At 68.0% G+C, this 22,357-nt stretch carries 22 protein-coding genes; 2 read left to right on the forward strand and 20 right to left on the reverse strand.

Annotated features, from left to right (window positions below; translation table 11 throughout):
- Positions 1-5 precede the first annotated feature (5 nt).
- The 4 genes from RZA67_RS15495 to rpmB all read right to left on the reverse strand — a co-directional run bounded on the left by RZA67_RS15495 (position 6) and on the right by rpmB (position 3,431).
- Positions 6-1,424: an FAD/NAD(P)-binding protein gene (locus tag RZA67_RS15495; protein WP_317214036.1), complete on the reverse strand. Its 1,419-nt coding sequence runs from the start codon at positions 1,422-1,424 to the stop codon at positions 6-8.
- Positions 1,425-1,441: 17 nt separating this feature from the next.
- Complete coding sequence (gene cls, locus RZA67_RS15500) at positions 1,442-2,860, reverse strand: cardiolipin synthase (RefSeq protein ID WP_317213620.1); 1,419 nt, start codon at positions 2,858-2,860, stop codon at positions 1,442-1,444.
- Positions 2,861-3,016: 156 nt separating this feature from the next.
- The gene (gene rpmG / locus RZA67_RS15505) at positions 3,017-3,184 is read right to left on the reverse strand and encodes a 50S ribosomal protein L33 (protein ID WP_169411268.1); all 168 of its coding nucleotides are present in this window, start codon (positions 3,182-3,184) and stop codon (positions 3,017-3,019) included.
- A gap of 10 nt (positions 3,185-3,194) precedes the next feature.
- A complete protein-coding gene (gene rpmB, locus RZA67_RS15510; protein WP_005411638.1) occupies positions 3,195-3,431 on the reverse strand; it encodes a 50S ribosomal protein L28 in 237 nt (78 codons plus the stop codon).
- Positions 3,432-3,714: 283 nt separating this feature from the next.
- On the opposite strand from rpmB, the gene RZA67_RS15515 reads away from it, so the two are divergent.
- A complete protein-coding gene (locus RZA67_RS15515; protein WP_317213622.1) occupies positions 3,715-4,914 on the forward strand; it encodes a glycosyltransferase in 1,200 nt (399 codons plus the stop codon).
- Between the two features lie 41 nt (positions 4,915-4,955).
- On the opposite strand, the gene dnaQ is transcribed toward RZA67_RS15515, so the two are convergent.
- From dnaQ to RZA67_RS15585, 14 genes are all read right to left on the reverse strand, one after another.
- Positions 4,956-5,462: a DNA polymerase III subunit epsilon gene (gene dnaQ, locus RZA67_RS15520; RefSeq protein WP_317213623.1), complete on the reverse strand. Its 507-nt coding sequence runs from the start codon at positions 5,460-5,462 to the stop codon at positions 4,956-4,958.
- A gap of 402 nt (positions 5,463-5,864) precedes the next feature.
- Positions 5,865-6,146 (reverse strand): hypothetical protein, encoded by a 282-nt coding sequence (locus RZA67_RS15525; RefSeq protein ID WP_317213624.1) that lies wholly within the window; start codon positions 6,144-6,146, stop codon positions 5,865-5,867.
- A 97-nt stretch (positions 6,147-6,243) separates the two neighbouring features.
- Entirely contained in the window at positions 6,244-9,432 is a 3,189-nt protein-coding gene (locus tag RZA67_RS15530) for a CusA/CzcA family heavy metal efflux RND transporter (RefSeq protein WP_317214044.1), read from the reverse strand.
- 31 nt (positions 9,433-9,463) lie between these two features.
- A complete protein-coding gene (locus RZA67_RS15535) occupies positions 9,464-10,447 on the reverse strand; it encodes an efflux RND transporter periplasmic adaptor subunit (protein ID WP_317213625.1) in 984 nt (327 codons plus the stop codon).
- The gene (locus RZA67_RS15540) at positions 10,444-11,715 is read right to left on the reverse strand and encodes a TolC family protein (RefSeq protein WP_317213626.1); all 1,272 of its coding nucleotides are present in this window, start codon (positions 11,713-11,715) and stop codon (positions 10,444-10,446) included. The genes RZA67_RS15535 and RZA67_RS15540 overlap by 4 nt, the downstream gene beginning before the upstream one ends.
- Before the next feature lie 56 nt (positions 11,716-11,771).
- The gene (locus RZA67_RS15545) at positions 11,772-12,149 is read right to left on the reverse strand and encodes a hypothetical protein (RefSeq protein ID WP_317213627.1); all 378 of its coding nucleotides are present in this window, start codon (positions 12,147-12,149) and stop codon (positions 11,772-11,774) included.
- A 150-nt stretch (positions 12,150-12,299) separates the two neighbouring features.
- Positions 12,300-14,045 carry a DUF885 family protein gene (locus RZA67_RS15550; RefSeq protein WP_317214046.1) on the reverse strand — a complete coding sequence of 582 codons (1,746 nt, stop codon included), beginning with the start codon at positions 14,043-14,045 and terminating at the stop codon, positions 12,300-12,302.
- 201 nt (positions 14,046-14,246) lie between these two features.
- Positions 14,247-14,588 carry a lipid-A-disaccharide synthase N-terminal domain-containing protein gene (locus RZA67_RS15555; protein ID WP_317213628.1) on the reverse strand — a complete coding sequence of 114 codons (342 nt, stop codon included), beginning with the start codon at positions 14,586-14,588 and terminating at the stop codon, positions 14,247-14,249.
- Positions 14,588-15,310, reverse strand: coding sequence for a glycosyltransferase family 2 protein (locus tag RZA67_RS15560; protein WP_317213629.1), 723 nt, complete (start codon positions 15,308-15,310; stop codon positions 14,588-14,590). The genes RZA67_RS15555 and RZA67_RS15560 overlap by 1 nt, the downstream gene beginning before the upstream one ends.
- A gap of 90 nt (positions 15,311-15,400) precedes the next feature.
- On the reverse strand, positions 15,401-16,366 hold the full coding sequence (locus tag RZA67_RS15565; RefSeq protein ID WP_317213630.1) for an NAD-dependent epimerase/dehydratase family protein: 966 nt from the start codon (positions 16,364-16,366) through the stop codon (positions 15,401-15,403).
- Between the two features lie 55 nt (positions 16,367-16,421).
- Positions 16,422-17,345, reverse strand: coding sequence for a ParB/RepB/Spo0J family partition protein (locus RZA67_RS15570; protein ID WP_317213631.1), 924 nt, complete (start codon positions 17,343-17,345; stop codon positions 16,422-16,424).
- Entirely contained in the window at positions 17,345-18,142 is a 798-nt protein-coding gene (locus tag RZA67_RS15575) for a ParA family protein (RefSeq protein ID WP_317213632.1), read from the reverse strand. The genes RZA67_RS15570 and RZA67_RS15575 overlap by 1 nt, the downstream gene beginning before the upstream one ends.
- A gap of 113 nt (positions 18,143-18,255) precedes the next feature.
- Complete coding sequence (gene rsmG / locus RZA67_RS15580; RefSeq protein WP_317213633.1) at positions 18,256-18,894, reverse strand: 16S rRNA (guanine(527)-N(7))-methyltransferase RsmG; 639 nt, start codon at positions 18,892-18,894, stop codon at positions 18,256-18,258.
- A 19-nt stretch (positions 18,895-18,913) separates the two neighbouring features.
- Positions 18,914-19,522, reverse strand: a complete 609-nt coding sequence (locus RZA67_RS15585; RefSeq protein WP_317213634.1) for a 4'-phosphopantetheinyl transferase superfamily protein — start codon at positions 19,520-19,522, stop codon at positions 18,914-18,916.
- A gap of 81 nt (positions 19,523-19,603) precedes the next feature.
- Between RZA67_RS15585 and RZA67_RS15590 the strand changes: the two genes are divergently transcribed.
- Positions 19,604-19,855 (forward strand): GlsB/YeaQ/YmgE family stress response membrane protein, encoded by a 252-nt coding sequence (locus RZA67_RS15590; RefSeq protein ID WP_317213635.1) that lies wholly within the window; start codon positions 19,604-19,606, stop codon positions 19,853-19,855.
- A gap of 69 nt (positions 19,856-19,924) precedes the next feature.
- Here the strand turns inward: RZA67_RS15590 and xth are convergent, their stop codons facing one another.
- Together xth and RZA67_RS15600 are read right to left on the reverse strand one after the other, a co-directional pair.
- Positions 19,925-20,692, reverse strand: a complete 768-nt coding sequence (gene xth, locus RZA67_RS15595) for an exodeoxyribonuclease III (RefSeq protein ID WP_317213636.1) — start codon at positions 20,690-20,692, stop codon at positions 19,925-19,927.
- A 71-nt stretch (positions 20,693-20,763) separates the two neighbouring features.
- Positions 20,764-22,173, reverse strand: coding sequence for a coniferyl aldehyde dehydrogenase (locus tag RZA67_RS15600; protein WP_317213637.1), 1,410 nt, complete (start codon positions 22,171-22,173; stop codon positions 20,764-20,766).
- Positions 22,174-22,357: the final 184 nt, after the last annotated feature.

Consider the following 22,357-nt stretch of genomic DNA (forward strand, 5'->3'; position numbering starts at 1 on the left):
TTATTTTACGGCATGGCGGCTTTGAGCTCCTGCAGAGCGTAGCGTGCCACCTGCTCGGCCTGCTGACGCAGTTCAGGCACGGCCAGGCTCTCCCACAGGGTTCCGATGCGCAGGCTGCCAAGCACCGCGATATCGGCATGCACGCCGCCATCGGCGTCCTGCAGCAGGCCCTGTTCAACGTCACTGCCCAGCCCAAGGCCATGCGGCCCCGGACGCGCGATGCCCTCGGCCAGCAGCTGGCGCAGCAGCGGGTTGCGCAGGCCGTCGGCACGGGTTTCCACTCCGGTGGCGTTGACCAGCGCATCCAGTGTGAAGACCTGGACCTGCGCGTCGATACGTGCGGACAACTGCAGCGCGGCGCCCTCTTCGCGCACGCCCTGCAGGCGCGCGCGATGCAGGTGCAGGCGCCCCTCGGCCCGCGCGTGCTGCAGCTGGGCATGCACGCTCTCGGCAATGCGGTGACGGTGCACATCCCAATACCGCACCACATGACGCAGGAAACGTCGCTGGTCGGCCTCGTCCAGGCTGCACCACAGCGCCTGCCCGTGCGGCCGGATGCGCTCCATCACGCTCTGCCAGGGAATGCCAGCCTGGGCCGCGTCACGCACGTGGCCCCGCAGCGCGCGCACGCGCTGGCGCAGGGTCATCGCCAGCAGCGGCTGCGGGTCGAAATCGGCCGGTGCACCGTGGGCATGCGGCAGCGGCAGCAGCGCGTGCCGCGAGAACACGTGGATCTGGCCGGTGTGGCCGGCCGCGTTCAGGCCCAGCACGCTGTCCACCATGCTCAACCCTGAGCCGATGATGCCGATGCGCGGGTGCTGGGCCAGCAACCGTACGCCGTCGTAGTCCCAGGCTTCGGCCGTCCGGGTGTGGGCGAGCGCTTCGGCCCCGGCCAGCGGCATTGGTCGCACGCTGTTGCCGCAGGCCAGCACCACCTGCTGGGCCGGCACGCGCTGGCCGTCGTCCAGCTCCAGCTGCAATGCGCCGCCCTCGCGACGCACGGCCAGCACCGCGTGCTGCCGCACCTGCAGCGTGGCCATGCTCACTGCGCCGAGCTCGGTCAGACGCTGCTGCAGATACCGTGCGTAGTGGTGGCGCGAGACGAACCGTGCTTCCAGTGACAAGCGCTCGTCGTCGGGATAGGCAGCGGCCTGCTCCAGATAGTCGACGAAATCGCCGGGCTGATCCGGGAAGGCACTCATGCGCCCGGCCGGCACGTTGAGCAAGTGCTCGGGCCACGGCGTGGCGTAGGCGATGCCCTGGCCGAGCACGGAGGCCGGCTCGAACACCATCACATGCAACGCCTGCCGCGCGCGGCGCAGCGCCTGCAGGGCCACCAGGATGCCGGCGGCACCGCCGCCAATGATCGCCAGGTCGGCGTAGTCGTGGGTTGCAGTGTCGGTCATGGGGGGATTGTAGGCGATGGCCGGCCCCGGCCTGCTCACATCAAGGCATCTGCCAGCCGCGCAATGCCCTCGCGGCTGCGCCGCCACGCAGGCCGACGGCGCCAGTCCTCCAGCTGTACCGGGCGCGCCTGAGCCAGATAGTCGGCCTCGATGGTCCGCAGCCGCTGCACCAGTGCACTGTCATAGCAGAGCAGGCCAATCTCGGCATTGAGCGCGAAGGAGCGGATGTCCAGGTTGATCGACCCCAGCAGGGCGATGTCGTCATCCACGCTGAGATGTTTGGCGTGCAGGAAGTGCGGCTCATACAGTGCGATGCGCACGCCGCAGCGCAGGAGCTCGTCGTAATACGCCTCCTGCGCCCATGCTGTCAGCCGCTGGTTGTTGCTGGCCGACAGAATCAGCTGCACCTCCACGCCGGAAAGCGCTGCGATGCGCAGCGCACTCAGTGTGGCTTCGTCGGGAACGAAATACGGCGTGACCAGCACCAGCCGACGCCGCGCCAGGTGCACCAGCGCGTTCACCGCATCGCGCGCGTTGCTGAACGGATAGGCCGGGCCGCTGGGCAGCAGCTGGGTGGGCACATCGTCCACGCTGACCGGCACATCCACCAGCACATCCAGCCGCTGCCCGGTTTCGATGTACCAGTCGCTGGCAAACACGGCTTCCAGGTGGGCCACGGCCGGGCCGCGCACGCGCGCGACCAGCTCACGGTTGGGATGGCCGGGCACGAACCCGGCCGCGGCCAGGTTCTGCGAACCGACATACCCCACCCGGTTGTCGATGACCGCGATCTTGCGGTGGTTGCGCAGATCCATGCGCCCACTGCGCCGCCAGCGCAGACCGCCGGGCAGCATCGCGCGCACGTCGATCTGCCGGGCCAGCAGACGCTTGCGGTAAGCGCGCAGGCCGCGCTTGGCGCCCACCGCATCGAGCAGCACCCGGCAATGCACACCACGCGCCGCCGCGCGCTGCAGCGCCTCCACGATGGCCTCGCCGACCGCGTCATCGAACATCAGGTAATACAGCAGGTGCACCCGTTCTTCGGCCTGGTCGATATCAGCGATCAGGGTGGCCAGCGCATCGTCGTAGCCGGTGAGCAGGTCCACCGCATTGCCGTGCACCGGCATGAAGTCGCCCTGGCACTCGACCAGCGGCACGATCTCGGCGGTGGCGGTGTCGGCGCGCGGCTGCCAGCGCAGCGCGTCCTGCAGGGCCTGTTCTTCACGGATGACCTGGGAGGCTTCGGCCTGGCGCTGCAGGCGCTGACGTGACAACCACGGATGGCCGAACGCCAGGTACAGCGGCAGGCCCAGCAGGGGCACGAAGCCGACCAGCAACAGCCAGCTGCGCGCGGCACCCGGGGTGGTGCGGGCGGGAATCCAGAACAGCGCCACCAGGCGGATGAGCCAGTCCAGCAGCAGCAACCACGAGCCCAGCATCCACTCGACGACCATCGCGTCATCCAACGGGAAGGAACCCCATTCTGACCGGCCGGGCGGGGAAGGCAACTGCGCGGGCAGCCAATCGGCCGCTGCCGGCATTTCTGATCGCTGCAAAGAAAAAACCCGCCTTGCGGCGGGTTCTTTCCGGGGACCAGCAATCCTTGCGGATTACTTGATCTTGCCTTCCTTGTACAGGACGTGCTTGCGCACGACCGGATCGTACTTCAGGAATTCCATCTTCCCCGGGGTGTTCTTCTTGTTCTTGTCCGTGGTGTAGAAGTGGCCGGTACCGGCCGAGGAAATCATACGGACCTTATCGCGCTTGCCTGCCATGATGCTTTACTCCTCAGACCTTTTCGCCGCGCGCACGCAGCTCAGCCAGAACGGAATCAATGCCGTTCTTGTCGATGGTGCGCAGTGCATGCGCGGAAACACGAAGCTTGACCCAGCGGTTCTCGCTGGCCACCCAGAAACGGCGCTCGTGCAGATTCGGCAGGAAACGACGACGGGTCTTGTTGTTGGCGTGCGAGACGTTGTTACCCGTCTGCACTCGCTTGCCGGAAACCTGGCATACGCGGGACATTGCGCACCTCGATAATAGATTGTGTCAGCCCGTAGCCCGGGAGACGGCGGCCTCGATGGTTGCCCACCACACGTCAAAAGAATCAAAAGGTTACGCTGGCGTTGGGCGGCCGGGGACGTGCTCCCGGTAACGCCGCCCGGCACGAAACCGGACACAGCGAGCCGCGCATTATGCAGGGGTTCAAGGCAACGCGCAAGTTGTCCACAGGCCGTTGCCTGAACACGGGCGCGGTCCGTTCACGGCGTGCGCGCCACCATGGGGGCCCTTCCCTGCTGGATCGCCCATGCGCCTGCTGGCCGTGACCTATGGCACCGAGGGCGATACGCGCCCGCTGGTGATGCTGTGCCGGGGTCTGCTCGATGCCGGCCACCAGGTGCAGCTGCTGGCCGAGGCCGCCACCCTGTCCAGCGCGGCGGCGCTGGGCGTGCCACATGCGGCGCTGGCAGGTGACATCCACGACGAGGTGGTTGCTCTGGTCGGACGCGGCAACAGCATCGCTGCCGCCTCGCGCGGGCTGGCCCGGATGGCCCGCCACCATACTGGGGCGTGGATGGACCAGGCCGATGCCGCCGCCGCTGGCTGCGACGCCGTGCTTACCGGCGGTCTGGCCGCGCTGGTCGGACTCAGCGTGGCCGAGCGGCATGGCATCGGCGCGATCGGCACCGGCATGATCCCACTGACCCCCACCCGCGCGTTTGCTTCGCCGTTCCTGCCGCCGGTGCCGATGCCCGCGGTCGTGCGGCCGCTGGGCTACCGGCTGGTCAACCACGCGGTGTGGCGCAGCTTCCGCGGCCCGCTCAATGCCGCCCGCGCACGTCGCGGCCAACCACCGCGACGTCACCTCTGGCAGGACCTGCCGATGCTGTACGGCATTTCACCGCAGCTGCTGCCCACACCACCGGACTGGCCGGCTGATCATCGCCTCTGCGGCCAGTGGCGGCGGCCACCGCTGCCCTGGACACCACCGCCTGCCCTGCAGGCGTTCCTCGACGCAGGCCCGCCGCCGGTCTACCTCGGCTTCGGCAGCATGACCGGCTTCGATGCCTCGGTGCTGCCGACGCTGCTGCAGGCGCTGGCGCCGCGCCGCGTGCTGCTGTTTGCCGGTTGGGCCGGGCTGCCGCAGGCAGCGCTGGCCGACAACGTGTTCGTCCTCGACCCCACCCCGCACGAGTGGCTCTTCCCGCGCTGCGCGCTGGTCATCCACCATGGCGGCAGTGGCACCACCCACTCGGCCTGCCATGCGGGCGTGCCCTCGCTGGTGATGCCGCTGGCGGCCGACCAGTTCTTCTGGGCACGGCGGCTGCAGCGGCTCGGCGTGGCGCCGGCGCCGTTGCGGGCGCGGCGGCTGGATGCTCCGACGCTGGCGGCCGCAGTGGCGTTCGCCGAGGACCCGCGGACGCAGGCGCGTGCCGCCGCACTGGGCGCAGCGATGGCGGGCGAAGACGGGGTAGCCGATGCGGTGGCGGCCATCGAAGCGATGTGATCGGCGCAGCGCAGCGCCCCGGCCCCTACGCCAGGGAACGCTCAACGCAGATGCGGCATCACCTGCGCCAGCAGATGCGCATCCTTCAATGCGCCATGCAGACCACGCTGATGCCGGATCTGCAGCCGCGCCAGCACCGCGTCGAGCGTGTTGGACTGCCCTGGCCAGCGGCCCCGCGCCAGGCGCAGGCTGCAGGTCACGCGGCAGTGGCGCGCCAGCCCACCGGGCATGCCGGCCAGGCGCAGCTCGTTGTCGAGAAAGCCGACGTCGAAACTGGCATTGTGCGCGACCATTTCGCTGCCGGCCAGAAAGTCCAGCAGCTCGTCGGCCTTGCTGGCAAACAGCGGCTTACCCGCCAGCATCGCGTCACTGATGCCGTGCACGCGTCGCGCTCCCGGATCGACGGCCCGTTGCGGTTGCAGATAGGTGTGGAACTGGCGGCCGGTAACCTGGCCGTCGATGATCTCCACCGCGCCGATCTCGATCACACGATGGCCCATCCGGTGCGAAATACCGGTGGTTTCCGTATCGAGGGTGATCATGCGCATGGTCGGACAGCCTTCAGTTGCGGAACAGAACGCATAAGTCTCGCACGGTCATGCCGGCCACTGTCCCGCACCTGCCCGACGCTTCGTGGGTGAACGATCGTTGGTTGTCACCTGCCCGGTTCCTGGTAGGTGACGACCGTTGGTCGTCACGCTTTGCCACAGCATGCTCCCTCCGCACCGGAGCGCCTGCGCATCCACCCGAAGCGCTCCGCTTGCCCGACCTGCGCGGCTTCGGTAGCGTAATCAACGTCACCGCACGTCGGTGACCGGGTTTGACAGCCCGAATCCCCTAAGCACACCAGCTCCCATGCCGTTGACGGCGTGGGCGGTCTATCTTCTCTTAGGGCCTGCACCATGGACAAATCTCTCAAGACCGTTGATGTCCCTGTGAGCGAACGCTGCTCACTCCACACCTTCCGCCATTATCTCGATCAGCTCGACCGTCTTCGCATTGCCTTGCATGCCTTGGCCGATCTGTTGCAGCCCGATGATGGTCTGGCCCACGTCGAGCGTGCAGAGCTGGCCATGCTCCTCGCGATGCTGGCAGAACGAGCGTCGGCGCCGGACCCGCGAGGGGGAGCCGCGCTCATTGCGGCCGTGGACCTGATCGGCAGCGGGCACGGTCTGGATTGCCTGACCCGCGAGCACCTGCATGCACTGGTGCAGGTGCTCGCGCAGCTGCACGCAGAGAGTCTGGCAGGACTCCGGGTGACCGCGGGTTGAGGTTCGCGACGCCGGGCAGAAAAGCGTGACGACCAACGGTCGTCGCCTGTCCGGCGCGTCAAGGCTTCGGCGCATGTGCGCCCTGCGACGGGTGATGCAGCCAGCGGTACAGCACCGGCAGCACCAGCAGGGTCAGCAGCGTGGACGAGACGATGCCACCGATCACCACGGTGGCCAGCGGCCGCTGCACCTCCGAGCCGGCGCCGACATTGAAGGCCATCGGTACAAAGCCCAGCGATGCCACCAGCGCGGTCATCAGCACCGGTCGCAGCCGGCCAAGTGCACCGTCGGTGACCGCATGCATCAATGGCAGCCCCTGTTCGCGCAGCTGCCGCACAAAGCTGATCATCACCAGCCCATTGAGCACGGCCACGCCTGACAGCGCGATGAAACCCACTCCCGCCGAGATCGACAACGGCAGCCCGCGCAGTGCCAGCGCCAGCACCCCACCGGTCAGCGCCAGCGGCACGCCGGTGAAGACGATGGCGGCGTCGCGCAGCGAGCCGAACGCCCAGAACAGCATGGCGAAGATCAGCAGCAGGGTCACCGGCACCACCACGGCCAGCCGCTGGCCTGCCGAGATCAGCTGCTCGAAGCTGCCGCCGTAGTCCACCCAGTAGCCCGCCGGCACCTGCAGGTTGCTGTCCACGGCGCGCTGGAGTTCTGCAACGAAGCTGCCGAGATCCCGGTCGCGCACGTTGGCGGTCACCACGATGCGCCGCTTGCCGTTTTCCCGGTTGATCTGGTTCGGTCCTTCACTGGATTCGATCCGAGCCAGTTCGCGCAGCGGCACGGTCGCCGGGTCACCACCCGCTGCCGCCAGCCCGCGGCTGAGCTCATCACCGTTGCCGCCGGCCAGTGCCGGTGCCAGCGAGATCGGCAGGTCCGCCAGTGCGGCCGGATCCTGGCGCAGTGCCTCGGGCAGGCGCACCACGATATCGAACCGGCGGTCACCCTCGAACAACTGGCCGGCAACCTGGCCGCCCACCGCGGTGGCTACCGTGGACTGCACCTGGCCAGGATTGAGCCCGTAGCCAGCAAGCTTCCGTCGGTCCGGCAGCACGGTCAACAACGGCAGGCCGCTGGTTTCTTCCAGGCGCACGTCCGCAGCACCCGGCACGGCGGCCACCACCTTCTGCAGGCGCTTGCCGACCTGCTGCAGGGTATCGAGGTCATCGCCGTACAGCATCACCGCCACATCGGCCCGCACGCCGGATATCAGCTCGTTCATGCGCATCTGGATCGGCTGGGTGAACTCGTAGTTGTTGCCCGGCAACTGCTCGACCACTTCCTCCAGCTCGGCCAGCAGCTGCGCGCGCGGCTTGCGGGGCGCGGGCCACTGGCTGCGCGGCTTCATCATCACGAAGGTGTCGGCGACCGAGGGCGGCATCGGGTCGGACGCCACTTCGGGCGTACCGATCTTGGAAAACACCTTGGCCACCTCCGGCACCTGCAGCAGGCGTCGTTCGATCTGCATCTGCATCTGCACCGACTGTCCCAGGCTCGTGCCGGGAATGCGCATGGCATGCATCGCCACGTCGCCCTCATCCAGGCTGGGAACGAATTCGCTGCCCAGCCGCGTGGCCAGCAGCGCAGTGCCGAGCACGAGTATTGCTGCCGCGCCACCCACCCAGCGGGGGGATGCCAGCGCGCGGTACAGCAGCGGCTGGTAACCGCGACGCAGCCACGCCATCAGGCGATTCTCTTTTTCCTGCACACGCCCGCCAAGGAACAGCGCGATCGCCGCCGGCACGAAGGTCAGGCACAGCAGCATCGCACCGCTCAGCGCCAGCACCACCGTGATCGCCATCGGGTGGAACATCTTCCCTTCCACGCCGGTCAGCGCGAAGATCGGCAGGTACACAGCAGTGATGATGCACAGCCCGAACAGGCTGGGCCGTATCACCTCGGCCGTTGCGCTGGCGGTTTCGGCAAAGCGCTCGGTCCGCGTCATGTCACGGCCCAGCATGTGCTGCCGCTCACCGAAGCGGCGCAGGCAGTTCTCGATGATGATCACCGCCCCGTCGACGATCAGGCCGAAGTCGAGCGCGCCCAGGCTCATCAGGTTGGCCGACACCCCGCCCCGTGCCATGCCGGTGAGCGTGAACAGCATCGCCAGCGGAATCACCGCGGCGGTGATCAACGCGGCGCGGACGTTGCCCAGCAGCAGGAACAGCACCACGATGACCAGCAGCGCTCCCTCCAGCAGATTCTTCGCTACAGTCTCGATGGTGCGATCGACCAGCGCGGTGCGGTCATAGCTGGCGGTGACGGTCACGCCGGGCGGCAGGCTGCGCTGGGCCTGCTGCAGACGCGCGGCAGCAGCCTGGGCGACCTCCCGGCTGTTGGCACCGACCAGCATCACCACGGTACCCATCACGACTTCGTGCCCGTCCTGCGTGGCCGCGCCGCTGCGCAGCTCAGCGCCTTCACCCACCGCAGCCACGTCGTGCACGTGGATCGGCACGCCCTGGCGACGATCAAGCACGATGCTGCCGATCTGCTCCAGGTCGGCCACCTGGCCTGGAATGCGGACCAGAAACTGCTGGCCGTTGCGCTCCATGTAGCCCGCACCGACGTTCTGGTTGTTGGCCTGCACCGCATCAACGACATCCTGCAGAGTGAAGCCCAGCGCGCGCAGCCGCACCGGGTCCGGGGTGATGTGTATCTGGCGCGGATAGCCGCCGATCGTATTGACCTCGGTAACCCCCGGAACATTGCGCAGCTGTGGCCGGATCACCCAGTCCTGCAGCGTGCGCAGGTCGGTGGCGGTGTACGCCGTGCCGTCCGGCTTGCGTGCCTTCGGATCGGCATCAATGGTGTACATGAAGATTTCGCCCAGCCCGGTGGCGACCGGTCCCAGCTGCGGATCCAGCCCGTCAGGAATCTGTGAGCGCAGCTGCTGCAGCCGTTCGGCAACCTGCTGGCGGGCGAAGTACAGGTCGGTGCCGTCCTTGAACACCACCGTCACCTGCGAAAGACCGTAGCGTGAGAGCGAGCGCACGTTGTCCAGCTTCGGCAGCCCCGCCATCGCGGTCTCCACCGCATAGGTGATGCGCTGCTCGGCCTCCAGCGGTGAGTAACCGGGTGCGGCGGTGTTGATCTGCACCTGCACGTTGGTGATGTCGGGCGTCGCGTCGATTGGCAAGGTGCGGTAACTCCAGGCGCCCACCAGCGCCAGCACCACGGTCAGACCCAGCATCAGCCAGCGATGGCTGATGGCGGCACTGACGATGCGCTCCAGCAGGGCGCCACGCGCTGCGGCACTCACGGCATGCTCAATGTTCATGGGCGGCCCCCGCCTTGCCGATATCGGCCTTGATCACGTAGCTCTGCTGCACCACGACCTGCTCGCCTGCGGTCAGCCCCGAGATCACCTCCACCTGCTGTGCATCGCGGGCTCCCAGCTGCACGGTCCGCGCCGTATAGGTCTGCGCTTCACGCACGAACACCACCTCCTGACCGTCCAGGGTCTGCAGGGCGCTCAGCGGGACCACCAGCGCGGCAGGTGTGCTGGCCACCACGATGCGCGCACGCACCGCAGCTCCGGGACGCCAGAGGCCGTCGCTGTTGAGCACGATGGCGCGTGCAACCGTGCTCTGGCTGGCAGTCGCAGTACCTGGCAGGACACGCTCCAGCATGGTGCTCTGGCTCACGCCGTCGGTCATCCGGGTCACGGTGACCGGCACGCCTGCCATGATGTGCTGGGTGTCGGCACCGAAGATGTGCAGGTCCACCCACAGCTGCGAGAGATCGCCGATGTCGAACAGCACCTGGCCCTCGCCCGCCACGGCGCCCACCTGCACCTGCCGCGACAGCACCACACCGGAGATCGGGGCGGCCACGCTGTAGGTAGTCAGGCTGAGGTTGCTTTCGATGCTGGCCAGCGCCTGGCCGGCTCGTACGCGGTCGCCGACGTTGGCGCGCAGGGCGCGTACCGGGCCGGGGAAACGTGCCGTGACCTGCGCGGTACGGCCGTCCACCGGCGCCAGCAGCCCCTGCACGTCATGCTCGTCGGCAATGGTGCCCGGCCCCACCGCCGCCACGACAATGCCGGCCGCCTCGGCCTGCGCATCGGCGATGGTGGTGCTCGACGGCGACGTGTTGTGGTCGTCGTGGTCGTCATGACCACCACTCTGGTCCGCCGCGGTTCCGGCAGAAGGCGGCGCCACGGGGGGCGTCTGGCCTCCACCGCAGGCAGCAAGAAGTGCTGCCAGCAGCACCAGCGAGGCAGAACGGAGAAGCGGCGCAACGGCAGTCATGGCTGGGCTCCAGCACGATCGAGGACGAGCAGCGGTTGACCGCTCAGGCGTTGGATTTCCACAAGGGCGGTCTGGGCCGACACCGCCGCCTGCAGCTGCCGCTGCTCCGCTTCGATACGCATGGCCTGCAACTGCGCCCATTCCAGGTAGCTGATGGCGCCGGCGCGCCATGCGGTTTCTGCGGCTTTTTCAGCGCGGGTCAGCTGCGGCAGCACGTCGGTACCCAGACGCTGTACTTCCAACCGTGCGGTCATGTAACTGCCGTGTGCCTGGGCCAGCACGGCCTGCAGCTGCAGCGCGCGCGATTGACGCTCCAGCGCCGTCATCGCCAGCTCGGCCTGCGCGGCGCGGATCTCCGGTCCGGCGATCCGGGCACTGCCCAGCGCCACACTGACAGCGCCTACCAGTCCGACATCGCCGGTGTCCCGGCCGTGCCGCAGGCCCAGCTGCCACGACACATCGCTGCGCTGCGCGGTCTGCGCGAGGGTGAGCTGGGCCTGGCGCACACGCGCCTCGTTGGCGAACACGGCCAGCTCCGGTGTCTGCTGCAGCAGCGCCGCCAGGTCACTGAACGGCTGCAGCGGCGGCAGCTGCAATGGGTCGCCCGCGACCGCTTCAAAATCCACATCCTGCGCGTTCCACAGCACTGCCAACGACAGCCGCGCGCTCTGGCCTGCCTGCACAGCGCGGTCGCGGTCCAGCTCGGCCTGGGCAAGGGCGGCCTGCGCGGTCATCAGCGTCGATGCGGGCGATGCCCCGGCCTGCAGACGCTGGCGGGCCGCCTGCACGGCGCGGCGACGTTGCTCGATGTCCTTCTGTGCGATACGCAGTTGTGCGCTGGCCTCGGTGATGGCCAGGTAACGCCGCGCCGTCTCGGCAAGCAGATCCAGCCGGGTGATCTCACGTTGCGGCGCCAGCGCGTCGAGCCGGCTCTGCGCCAGGACTCGACGTGCATCGAGTTTGCCGCCGCGCTCCAGCACGCCGGCCAGCGATACGGTGGTTTCAGCGCCGGCAATGCCGCGGCTGGCGCCACTGCCCAGTACATTTTCGACCTCCACACCCAGCACCAGCGCTGGCGTGAGCCCAGCTGCGTCGACCCGGGCCCGCGCAGCCTGCCGTTGCAGAACCGGCAGGCGCAGATCAGGGTGCGTCCGGGCGACGCGGTCGACGGCGGCATCGAAGGACAACGGGGGTTGCGGCGACGGCACCTGCGCGGACACGCACGGTGCGATCGCCATCGCCGCGAGCGCGGCAAAGCGGATCCACATGGGGATTCTCCAGAGAACTCAGGGAACGGTCGCAACGCACGCCACGCGTGCGGGGATCAGCCCTGGATCGGAGGCCGCAGCAGCGATTCCAGTGGCGCTGGGCGCAAGGCATCAAGCCGGATCGCGGACACCTGCATCAGCTGCGGCGGGTCCAGCTCCCAGGCTGCCGCAGCAAACGGCAGCACCCCACCGTGGCCGTGGCAATGGCCGCAATGCACCAGCGCATGCAACAGGCGCACACCGGTATCGTCATCGTCATGCCCGGCGTTGTCCTCGATGCCGTCGTGCGGCACTGCAGGATGATCGGCATGGCTCATCGCATGCAGGTCACCCAGTGCCGAGGCCAGCGTACCGCCCGCCGTGCCCAGCGCGATCACCGCCAGCATCAGCAGGCGGAGCAGGAGTGCGGGACGGTGGCGCACGAGGCGGTTCATGCTGCGCAGCGTAGCGGCGCGTTGCGGGGTTACACAATCGCAGGCGGCGACAGGTGCCGGACAGCGCCCGGCCGATGTTCGACCTGCAGCGGGGCTGAGCCCCGCGCAGGTGATGACGCGCAGCGGGGCAGAGCCCCCCTTTACGCGGGGTCAGGCGGCCTTGCTGCGGGCGATGAACTGCTGGATCTGCTGCTCCAGCACCGGCAACGGCACCGAGCCCTGCTGCAGCACGGCGTCGTGGAACGCCTTGACGTCGAAGCGATCGCCGAGCTCGCGTTCGGCCTGCGCACGCAGCCGCACGATGGCGATCTCACCGAGCTTGTAGCTCAACGCCTGGCCCGGCCAGGAAATGTAGCGGTCCACTTCGGTGGTCACTTCGTGCTCGCTCAGTGCAGTCCGGTCACGCAGGTAGGCGATGGCCTGCTCGCGCGTCCAGCCCTTGCTGTGCAGGCCCGTGTCGATGACCAGGCGCGCGGCACGCCACATCTCGTAGGTAAGCCGCCCGAAATCCTCGTACGGGGTTTCGTAGATGCCCATCTCGACGCCGAGTTTCTCGCAGTACAGACCCCAGCCTTCGCCGTAGGCGGAGATGTAGTTCTGGCGACGGAAATCGGGCTGCTCGCCCTGCTCGGCCGCCAGCGCACCCTGCAGTGCATGGCCGGGATCGGACTCGTGCAGGGTCAGTGCCGGCAGGTTGTACAGCGGGCGCGCAGGCAGGTTGTAGGTGTTGACCCAGTACGTGCCCATGCCGCCACGGCCGGCGGTCCAGAACGGGGCGATGTCCGGCGGCACCGGCACGATGGTGAAACGCGCACGTGGCAGCGTCATGTACCTGCCGATCACCGCATCGACCCGCTTGGAGATCCATGCAGCGCGATGCAGCAGTTCGTCAGGCGTTCTGGCATAGAACTGCGGGTCGGTGCGCAGGAAGGTGAGGAAGTCGGCAAAGCTGCCCTTGAACTCCACCTGCTTGATGATCGCGTCCATTTCCTTCTGGATGCGTGCTACCTCGGCCAGGCCGATGCGATGGATCTCATCGGGGGTCTGGTCCAGCGTGGTGTATTCGTGGATCTGCTGGGCGTAGAAGGCCTTGCCGTCCGGCAGGGATTCGGCGGCCAGCGTGGTGCGTGCCTGCGGTACGTATTCGTTGACGAAGAAGGTACGCAGCTGCTGGAAGGCCGGCACCACGCTTTCACTGATGGCCTTGCGTGCCGCCGCCTGCAGTGCGGTCTTCTCGGCCGCCGGCATCGACGCCGGCAACCTGGTGAACGGCGCATACAGCGGCGAGGCGGTCGGGTCACGCAGCTCGGACACGGTGGCGATGGAGACCTCGCGGCCGTCGAGCACGGCGCGCGGCACGCTGAAACCGCGTGCGAGACCGGCGCGCATGTTGTCGGTCTGCTGGCTGAAGTAACGCGGTACATCGTTGAGCCGCGCGATGTAGTTGCGGTAGTCCTGCGCGGTCTTCATCTCGCGCCGGGCCATGAAGGAGAGATTGGACCAGAACGAGGAGTCGGAGTTGAACGGCATCTCGTAGGTGCGCAGGCGCACTTCCTGGGCCAGGTTGAAGACCTGGTCGCGGTAGATGGCGTAGTTGATCTGCTGCGCGTCGGACAGGGCCTTGACGTCGAGCCGGTCGAGCTGGGCCAGCACGTCCTCCCAGACCTTCAGCCGGCTCTGCTGGGCCGCGGCGCTGACATCGGGCAGACGCGAGGCACTGGCAGGTGCATCGCCATCTTCGCTGGCTTCACCGCCACCGGCCTGTCGCCAGGCCCATTCCTTCTCGTAGATGGCACGGAAGGCCGCATCGGCTGGCGATTCGCTGGCCACGCTGGCAGGTGCGGTGGTGGCGGGGGCGGCGGCGAGGGCCAGCGAGGGGGAGGCAAGCGCGAGCATCAGCGCGACAGCAAGACGGGTTTTCACAAGCAGCAGGTTCCCGGAAGAGGCAGACCCCGATCATCGCACCCCTGTCCGGTATGGACATGGGATAAAGGTCCTGCCCGCGCAGCGCCGCACGGTGCCCGTACCATGTCACGGGCAGCCGACCGTGGGGTCGGCATGTTGCTGTCTGACAGGAGAGCAGCCGGGGGCCCGGCTCTACGATACGGCCTTGTCGCGCTTCCAGCCGTGGTGCTGGATGTCCAGGTGCAGGCTGTACAGGGCGGTGAACGCCGGGAACAGGTTCTGCAGCACGCCCACCGAATCCTGCTTGGCCGAAAACATGAAGTAGCTCAGCGTCATCAGGCTGCCAATCACGCTCATGTACCAGAACAGCCGGGGAATTACCGGCCTGCCGGCGCGCCGTGAGGCGACGAACTGCACCAGCCAGCGCCCGCCGAACATCAGCGCGCCGGTGTAGCCGATCAGCTTCCAGCCGGTGACATGCAGCCCGGTCCAGTACAGCCAGGTCAGCGGCTGGTCCAGCCAGTGAAGCTCCATCAGCACTCCTCCACGTCGGTACAGCGGCTGCGGGCGATCAACCAGGCCACGCCGCGCAGGTCGCGGATGCCGACCAGCGCGCGGCCCAGGTTGTTGTACTTGGAAACCCCTGCGGTGCGGTGGCGGTGGTTGACCGGCACGCTCACCGTCTTCCAGCCGGCGCGCTGCATCAGCGCGGGCAGGTAACGATGCATGTGATCAAAATACGGCAGGTCAAGGAAGGCCTCGCGCTCAAACAGCTTGATGCCACAGCCGGTATCCGGCGTATCGTCACGCAGCACGCGGGCCCGGATGCGGTTGGCCCATCGGCTGGCCCAGCGCTTGCTGCCGCTGTCCTGGCGGTTGACCCGCCAGCCGGCGAACAGCTTGACCTGCGGCGCAGCGGCAGCGCGTGCAGCCAGCAGGCCCGGAATATCGGCCGGGTCGTTCTGCCCGTCGCCATCGAGCGTGGCGATCCACGGCGCGCGTGCCTGTTTGACGCCGGTGCGCACCGCCGTGCTCTGGCCGCTCTGGCTCACGTGGCGCAGCACCCGCAGTTCCGGAGTACTGACCTTGAGCCCCTGCAGCACGGCCAGGGTGTCATCGCGCGAATGGTCGTCGACATAGACGATCTCGAACGGCAGCCGCCCGCGCAGGGCCGCCACGATCTCGGCCACAAGCGGAGCGACGTTGTCGCGCTCATTGAAGACAGGAACAACAACGGAAAGCTCGGGATGGCTCATCGGCGACTCGGCCAGAGGGATCGGGGTATCCGCGCATTCTCCGAGGCCGAGGTTATCCGATGATGAATACGCCTGCACGCGCTCCCTTGCTCAGGCGCGCTCACCAAAGTAATCGCGGCACCAGGCGACAACCGGGGGAAGGCCGACGTTGATCGGCGTGATCGGATCAAAGCCGAACGCGTCATGGGCGCGACGGGTATCGGCCATCGTGCGCACCATGTCGCCCGGCTGCATCGGCTTGTACACCTTGTGTGCCGGGCGCCCGGCCGCTTCCTCGATCACCGCGATGAAGCGCTCCAGCTCCACCGGCGTGTGATTGCCCAGGTTGAATACCCGGTGCGGCACGCGCTCGTGGCTCGGATGCGCGAACGCGCCGAGGATACCGGCGACGATGTCGGACACATGGGTGAAATCGCGCTGCATCCGCCCTTCGTTGAAGACCTCGATCGGTCGCCCGGCCAGCACCGCGCGCGAGAACAGCAACGGCGCCATGTCCGGCCGGCCCCAGGGCCCATACACGGTGAAGAAGCGCAGCCCGGTGGCTTTCAGGCCGTATAGCTGGGCGTAGGTATAGGCCATCAGCTCATTGGCGGCCTTGGTGGCCGCGTACAACGAGCGTGGCTGGTCCACGCGCTGGTCTTCGGAGAACGGCGGCACCGCCGAGTCACCGTAGACCGAGCTGCTGGAGGCATATACCAGGTGCTGCACGCCGCGATGGCGGCACAGTTCGAGGATGTTGACGAAGCCGGTCAGGTTGCTGTCGACGTAGGCATGCGGGTTCTGCAGGGAATAGCGCACGCCGGCCTGTGCCGCCAGATGGATCACCGCGGTCGGCCGGATCTCGTCGAACAGCGCGGCCAGTCCCTGCTGGTCGGTCAGGTCCAGCTTACGCAGGTCCAGCGTGGGGCATAGCGCGGCCACCCGGTCACGCTTGATCTGCGGGTCGTAATAGTCGTTGAAGTTGTCCAGGCCGACCACGGTGTGGCCGGCCTGAAGCAGCGCGCGGGCGGTGTAGGCACCGATGAAACCAGCGGCGCCGGTGAGCAGAAGGGTCATGTCCAGATCCGGGCGTTGGCGCGGACGTCGGGCCGCCCGCGCGTGAAGGGGCGGCTCAGGGCTCGCGGCGGGCGCGGAGCTTTTCCAGCACGCCGTCCAGCGTGTCCAGATCGGTGTAGTGGATGACCAGCTTGCCCTTGCCACCGCGGCCGTGGTTGATCGCCACCCGGGTGCCCAGCGATTCGGACAGCTCGGTCTCCAGCGAGGCGATATCGGCCTGCGGCGCGCTACGGGTGGGCGCCTGGGGACGGTTGCTGGGCACCTTGCCGGCGGCGAAGGCCTGCGCGCGGCGCTCGACCTCGCGCACCGACCAGCCTTCATCGGCCGCTTCCTGGGCAAGCTTGCCAGCCAGTTCCGGGGCCAGGGTCAGCAGGGCGCGGGCGTGGCCCATCTCCAGGCGGCGGCTTTCCAGCAGCAGGCGGATGGCGATGGGCAGCTCCAGCAGGCGCAGCAGGTTGGACACCGCCGCGCGCGAACGCCCCACCGCCTCGGCCGCCTCGGCATGGGTCAGGTCGAACTCGCTGATCAGCCGCTGCAGCGCTTCGGCTTCTTCGAGCGGATTGAGGTCTTCGCGCTGGATGTTCTCGATCAGCGCCATCGCGATGACGGTGCGGTCTTCCAGCTCGCGCACCACCACCGGCACTTCGTCCAGCCCGGCCAGCTGCGAGGCACGCCAGCGACGTTCGCCGGCGACGATCTCATAGTTGCCCGCCGGCAGCTGGCGCACCAGGATCGGCTGGATGACGCCCTGCGACCTGATCGAGTCGGCCAGCTCGGCGAGCTTGGCCTGGTCCATTTCGCGGCGTGGCTGGTATTTACCGGGCTGCAGCTGGCCCACTGCGAGCTTGCGCAGCACTTCACCGGGCAGTGGCTCGATCACCGACGTCTGCACCTGGCTCACCGTCGACTTCGGGCCGAGCAGGGCATCCAGGCCACGGCCGAGGCCACGTTTCTTGCCGGCGGCGGGCTTGCTGCTCATCAGGCGGTCTCCACGGCCGTGTCGGCCTTGCTGCGTTCGTTGTTGCGGCGGATGATCTCGCTGGCCAGACCGAGATAGGCCACACCGCCGCGCGAGGCGCGGTCGTAGCCGACGATGCTCTGGCCATGGCTGGGCGCCTCGGCCAGGCGCACGTTGCGCGGCACGATGGTGCGGAACACGCGGTCACCGAAATACTCGGTGAGCTGGGCCGAGACCGCATTGGCCAGGTTGTTGCGCACATCGAACATGGTGCGCAGCACGCCTTCGATCTCCAGCGCGGGGTTGAGGTTGACCTTCAGTGCGTCGATGGTCTCCACCAGCGCGGTCAGTCCTTCCAGCGCGTAGTACTCGCACTGCATCGGCACGATCACCGAATCAGCGGCGGCCAGCGCATTGAGCGTCAGCAGCGAAAGTGCCGGCGGGCAGTCGATGAGGATGAAATCGTACTCGTCGCGTACCGGCGCCAGCGCGCGCTTGAGACGCTGCTCGCGATCGTTCTGCGCCATCAGCTGGATTTCGGCTGCGGTCAGGTCGATGTTGCCCGGCAGCAGGTCATAGCCTTCCTCACAGGCCACACGGACCTCGGCCGCACTGCCTTCGCCCAGCAGCAGGTCGTAGGTCGAGGCGACCAGCTCGCGCTTGTCCACGCCGCTGCCCATGGTTGCGTTGCCCTGCGAATCCAGGTCCACCAGCAGCACACGCTTGGGGGCCTGGGCGAGGGACGCGGCCAGGTTGACGGCGGTCGTGGTCTTGCCGACGCCACCTTTCTGGTTGGCGATGGCGATGATGCGGGCCATGCAGGTGAGCCTCGTCGACGGTTACTTCGGATCGGTCATTATGCGTACAACCGGCCCCGGGCGGAAATCGTGCGTTGCCACACGCGGGCCGGAACCGGTGGCGGCGACCCGTTTCAGGGGCCGTGAACGGCGACCAGGTGGCGTTCGCCGTCCAGTCCCGGCACCTGCAGCGCGGTCACTTCGCGTACCGACCAGCCCGCCGGCAGCTCGGCGATCTCTTCATGCGGGTACACGCCTTTCATCGCCAGCAGCACACCGCCGGGGCGCAGCAGATGACCACCGACGCGCACGATGCCGGCCAGCGTGTCCATCGCGCGCGCGGTCAACTGGTCGTACTGGCCCGCTTCATCGAGGGCTTCGGCCCGCGACTCGGCCACGCGCGCATTGCCCAGCCCGAGCTGGCGCACCGCCTCGCGCATGAACCGCGCTTTCTTGCCGTTGCTCTCCACCAGCGTCACCTGCAGGCCGGGACAGGCAATGGCCAGCGGAATGCCCGGCAGCCCGGGACCGGTGCCCAGGTCGGCCAGCGAGCCATCGGCCACGAACGGCTGCATCGCCAGCGAGTCGAGCAGGTGACGGGTCACCATCTCCTGCGGGTCGCGGATGGCGGTGAGGTTGTAGGTCTGGTTCCAGCGGTGCAGCAGGGCCAGATAGCGCAGCAGCGGCGGCGCCAGGTCGGCGGCCAGGCCCATCTGCGCCAGGCCGCGCTCCAGCGTCTGCACGACGCCGGGCGGAAGGGTGGATTCGCTCATACCGGCATTATCGCCGGTTTCAGCGCGTCTGCGGGTACCACGCCAGCGCCGCGCGGAAGCGGTCACTGGCCTGCCATTCGTGCAGATGCCACTGCGTCGGATCGCCCAACGCGGGGTCGCACCAGGTCAGATGCAGCGCGCCATCGTCGCCCGGGGCCAGCAGCAGGCGGTGCAGGCCAAACGAAAGCCCCTGCCCCTGGGCCTTCAGCAGCGCTTCCTTGGCACACCACAGACGGAAGAACCAATGCTCGCGCGCGGCCAGGTCCAGTCCCTGCAGCCACTGGTATTCCTGCGGATGGAAAAAGCGCTCGGCGATTTCCAGCATGCGGGGGCGGGGACGCAACAGCTCCAGGTCGACCCCCAACCGCACGCCTTCGCCCAATGCCACCAGCAGCACATCGCCACTGTGACTCCAGCCGGTGCCGTACTGCGAGAATTCCGCGGTCAGCTCCGGGCGGCCCCGCGGGTCGCGACAGATCGGCACGGCGTCCGGCGCAAGCGACAGGGCCAGGGCCAGCACCTGCCGCGCCTGCGGCTCGCCGCGTTGGCCGGGTTGATGGACGCGCCGCCATACGGTGACCGGGCCGAAGTGCCAGGGCCCGTCCAGCGTTGCCGGCAGGGCGCTCATCGCGCCCTCCTGCACGGGCTGCACGGCGGTTTCACGGCCAGGCGCGTCAACTGGTCACAGTCCACCCCGGGAGTCATCGCAATGGGCATCATCATCTGGTTGATCGTAGGCGGTGTCGTCGGCTGGCTGGCCAGCCTGATCATGCGACGTGACGCCCAGCAGGGCATCATCCTCAACATCGTGGTCGGCATCGTCGGCGCGCTGATCTCGGGCTGGTTGTTCGGCGACGGCATCAACGCTGCCATCACCCTGCGCTCGTTCCTATTCTCGCTGCTGGGTGCGGTGATCCTGCTGGCCATCGTCAACCTGTTCACCCGCAGAAGCCTGCGCTGACCATGTGGCACGGCAGGTGGCGGCCCATGGTCGTCACCTGCCCCCCGCCGGATGCGAGGTTGATCGGCATCAGCCCAGCTGCACCCACGCCGGCGCATGGTCACTGGGACGCTCCCAGGTGCGCGGCTCGCGGTCGATACCCGAGGCCACGGCAGTAGCCTTCAGTGCATCGGAAACCAGAGTCAGGTCGATGCGCAGGCCCAGATTGCGACGGAAGCCGGCCGCACGATAATCCCACCAGCTGAACACCCCCGCCTCCTCGTTGTGCAGGCGGAAGCCATCGCTGAGACCCAGCTGCAGCAGCTTGTTCAGCGCGCCGCGCTCGGCCGTGGAGGTCAGGATGTGGTTGTCGTTCCACACCAACGGGTCATGCACGTCGCGTTCGTCCGGCGCGATGTTGAAGTCGCCCAGCACGATCAGCCTGGGATGGCGCTGCAGCTCGGTGGCGATCCACGCGTGCACAGCCTCCAGCCAGCGCAGCTTGTAGGCGTATTTGTCGGTGCCCACGTCCTGGCCATTGACCACGTAGAGGTTGATCACCCGCAGGTCGCCAAAGGTGCCGGCAATGACGCGCTTCTGCTCGTCCTCGAAGCCGGGAATGCCGATCTGCACGTCCTGCGCCGGCTCGCGCGAGACCAGCGCCACCCCGTTATAGGTCTTCTGGCCGGCAAATACACTGCGGTAACCTGCCGCAGCCAGCGCCGAGTCGGGGAACTTGTGGTCCTCCAGCTTGGTTTCCTGGATGCCCACGATGTCCGGGCCGAAGTCCTTCAGCCACTGCTCCAGGTGCGGCAGACGGACATTGAGCGAGTTGACGTTCCACGATGCGATTTTCATGGCCGCATTCTACCCGGCACCTCCCTGTGCTGCCGGACTCTGCCCGCCAGGCTCACAGATCGCCGCTGCCTTCAGCGCAGCAACATCCGCAGCAACCCGGCAGTCCTCGCGTACGGCGGGCGCAGCAGGTCGGTGACAGCCCAGCGCGACTGCCACAGCACCGGCAGCAGCTTGCTCATGCCATCAAAGCCGGCGCGGCCGTGGTAAGCGCCCATGCCACTGGCCCCCACGCCGCCAAACGGCAGGCCGTCGGCGGCGAAATGCAGCAGGGTGTCGTTGACCGTCACGCCGCCTGCCACCACCCGGCCGAGGATATGTTCGATGGTGCGGCGGTCATCACTGAAGGGGTACAGGGCCAATGGCCGGTCGCGGGCGACGATCTGGTCCAACGCGGCATCCAGCGCGCGATAGGCGCATACCGGCAGGATCGGGCCGAATATCTCCTCGGTCATCAGGTCCAGGTCCGGTGGCGGGTCGAGGACCACGGTCGGCACCAGCAGGCGCTCGCGCTCGGCACGCGCCGGGTCCACCTGGGCCAGCGCGATCACCGCACAACCGCGCTCGCGCGCCTGCGCCAGGTAGCCCTGCAGCCGCCGGTACTGCCCTTCATTGATGATCCGGGTGTAGTCGTCGGCCCGGCTGAAATCACCGTAGCGCGCGCGCACCTGCTCCTGCAGGGCCTGCACGAGCTCGCGCTGGCGTGCACTGTCCACCAGCACGTAGTCCGGTGCGATGCAGGTCTGGCCAGCGTTGAAGAACTTGCCGGTGGCCAGCCGCGCGGCCGCCCTGGGCAGGGGGTAGCCGGCACACACGATGGCCGGCGACTTGCCACCAAGTTCCAGCGTCAGCGGGACGAGGTGCTCGGCTGCGGCCGCCATCACCTTGCGTCCTGTTGCGGTGGAGCCGGTGAATACCAGATGGTCCAGCGGCAGCGCGGACACCGCGGCGGCAACATCGGCACCGCCCTGCACCACCGTCACCCGGTCGGCAGGAAACACGCTGGCCAGCAGATCGGCCAGGAAGGCACTGGTGCGCGGCGTATGTTCGGAGGGCTTCAGCAGGACATGGTTGCCGGCGGCAATGGCGGTGGCCAATGGCACCAGAGCCAGAGTCACCGGATAGTTCCACGGCGAGATGACCCCCACCACCCCAAGCGGAGTCGGGCGCAGCTGCGCGCGCGCCGGCCACAGCTTCCAGCCCGCCGCCGCATGGCGCGGACGCACCCAGCGGTGCAGCTGGCGCAGGAGGTGGTCGATGGCCGACAGCACACTCATGCCATCGGCGATGCGCGACTCATCCTGCGAGCGGTGGCCGAAATCGGCGGCGATGGCGCGGGCCATCTCGTCCAGACGTGGCTTCAGTGCCGCACGCAGGCGGCGCAGGTCATCCTCGCGCTGCTGCACACAGGGCCGCTGCCGCAGCCAGGCAGCGCGCAGGGTGTGCAGCAGAGGCTTCAGGTCGGCGGGGATCGCGGCGGTCATGGCCCGACTATAAAGGCAGGGGCGTCGCGCGGGATGCGAAGAGCAGGCCTTGGCCGCAACGGCACGGCCGGCTCAGCACGCAGCGTGACGTCCCACGGTCGCTGCCCACCAGCGGCAACCGGGCGCCGGTGAAAAGAAAGGCCGCGGTTCGCACCGCGGCCTTTCTTCATTACAGAACGTCTGC

The organism is Stenotrophomonas sp. C3(2023) (assembly GCF_032911385.1).
Taxonomy (GTDB): Bacteria; Pseudomonadota; Gammaproteobacteria; order Xanthomonadales; family Xanthomonadaceae; genus Stenotrophomonas.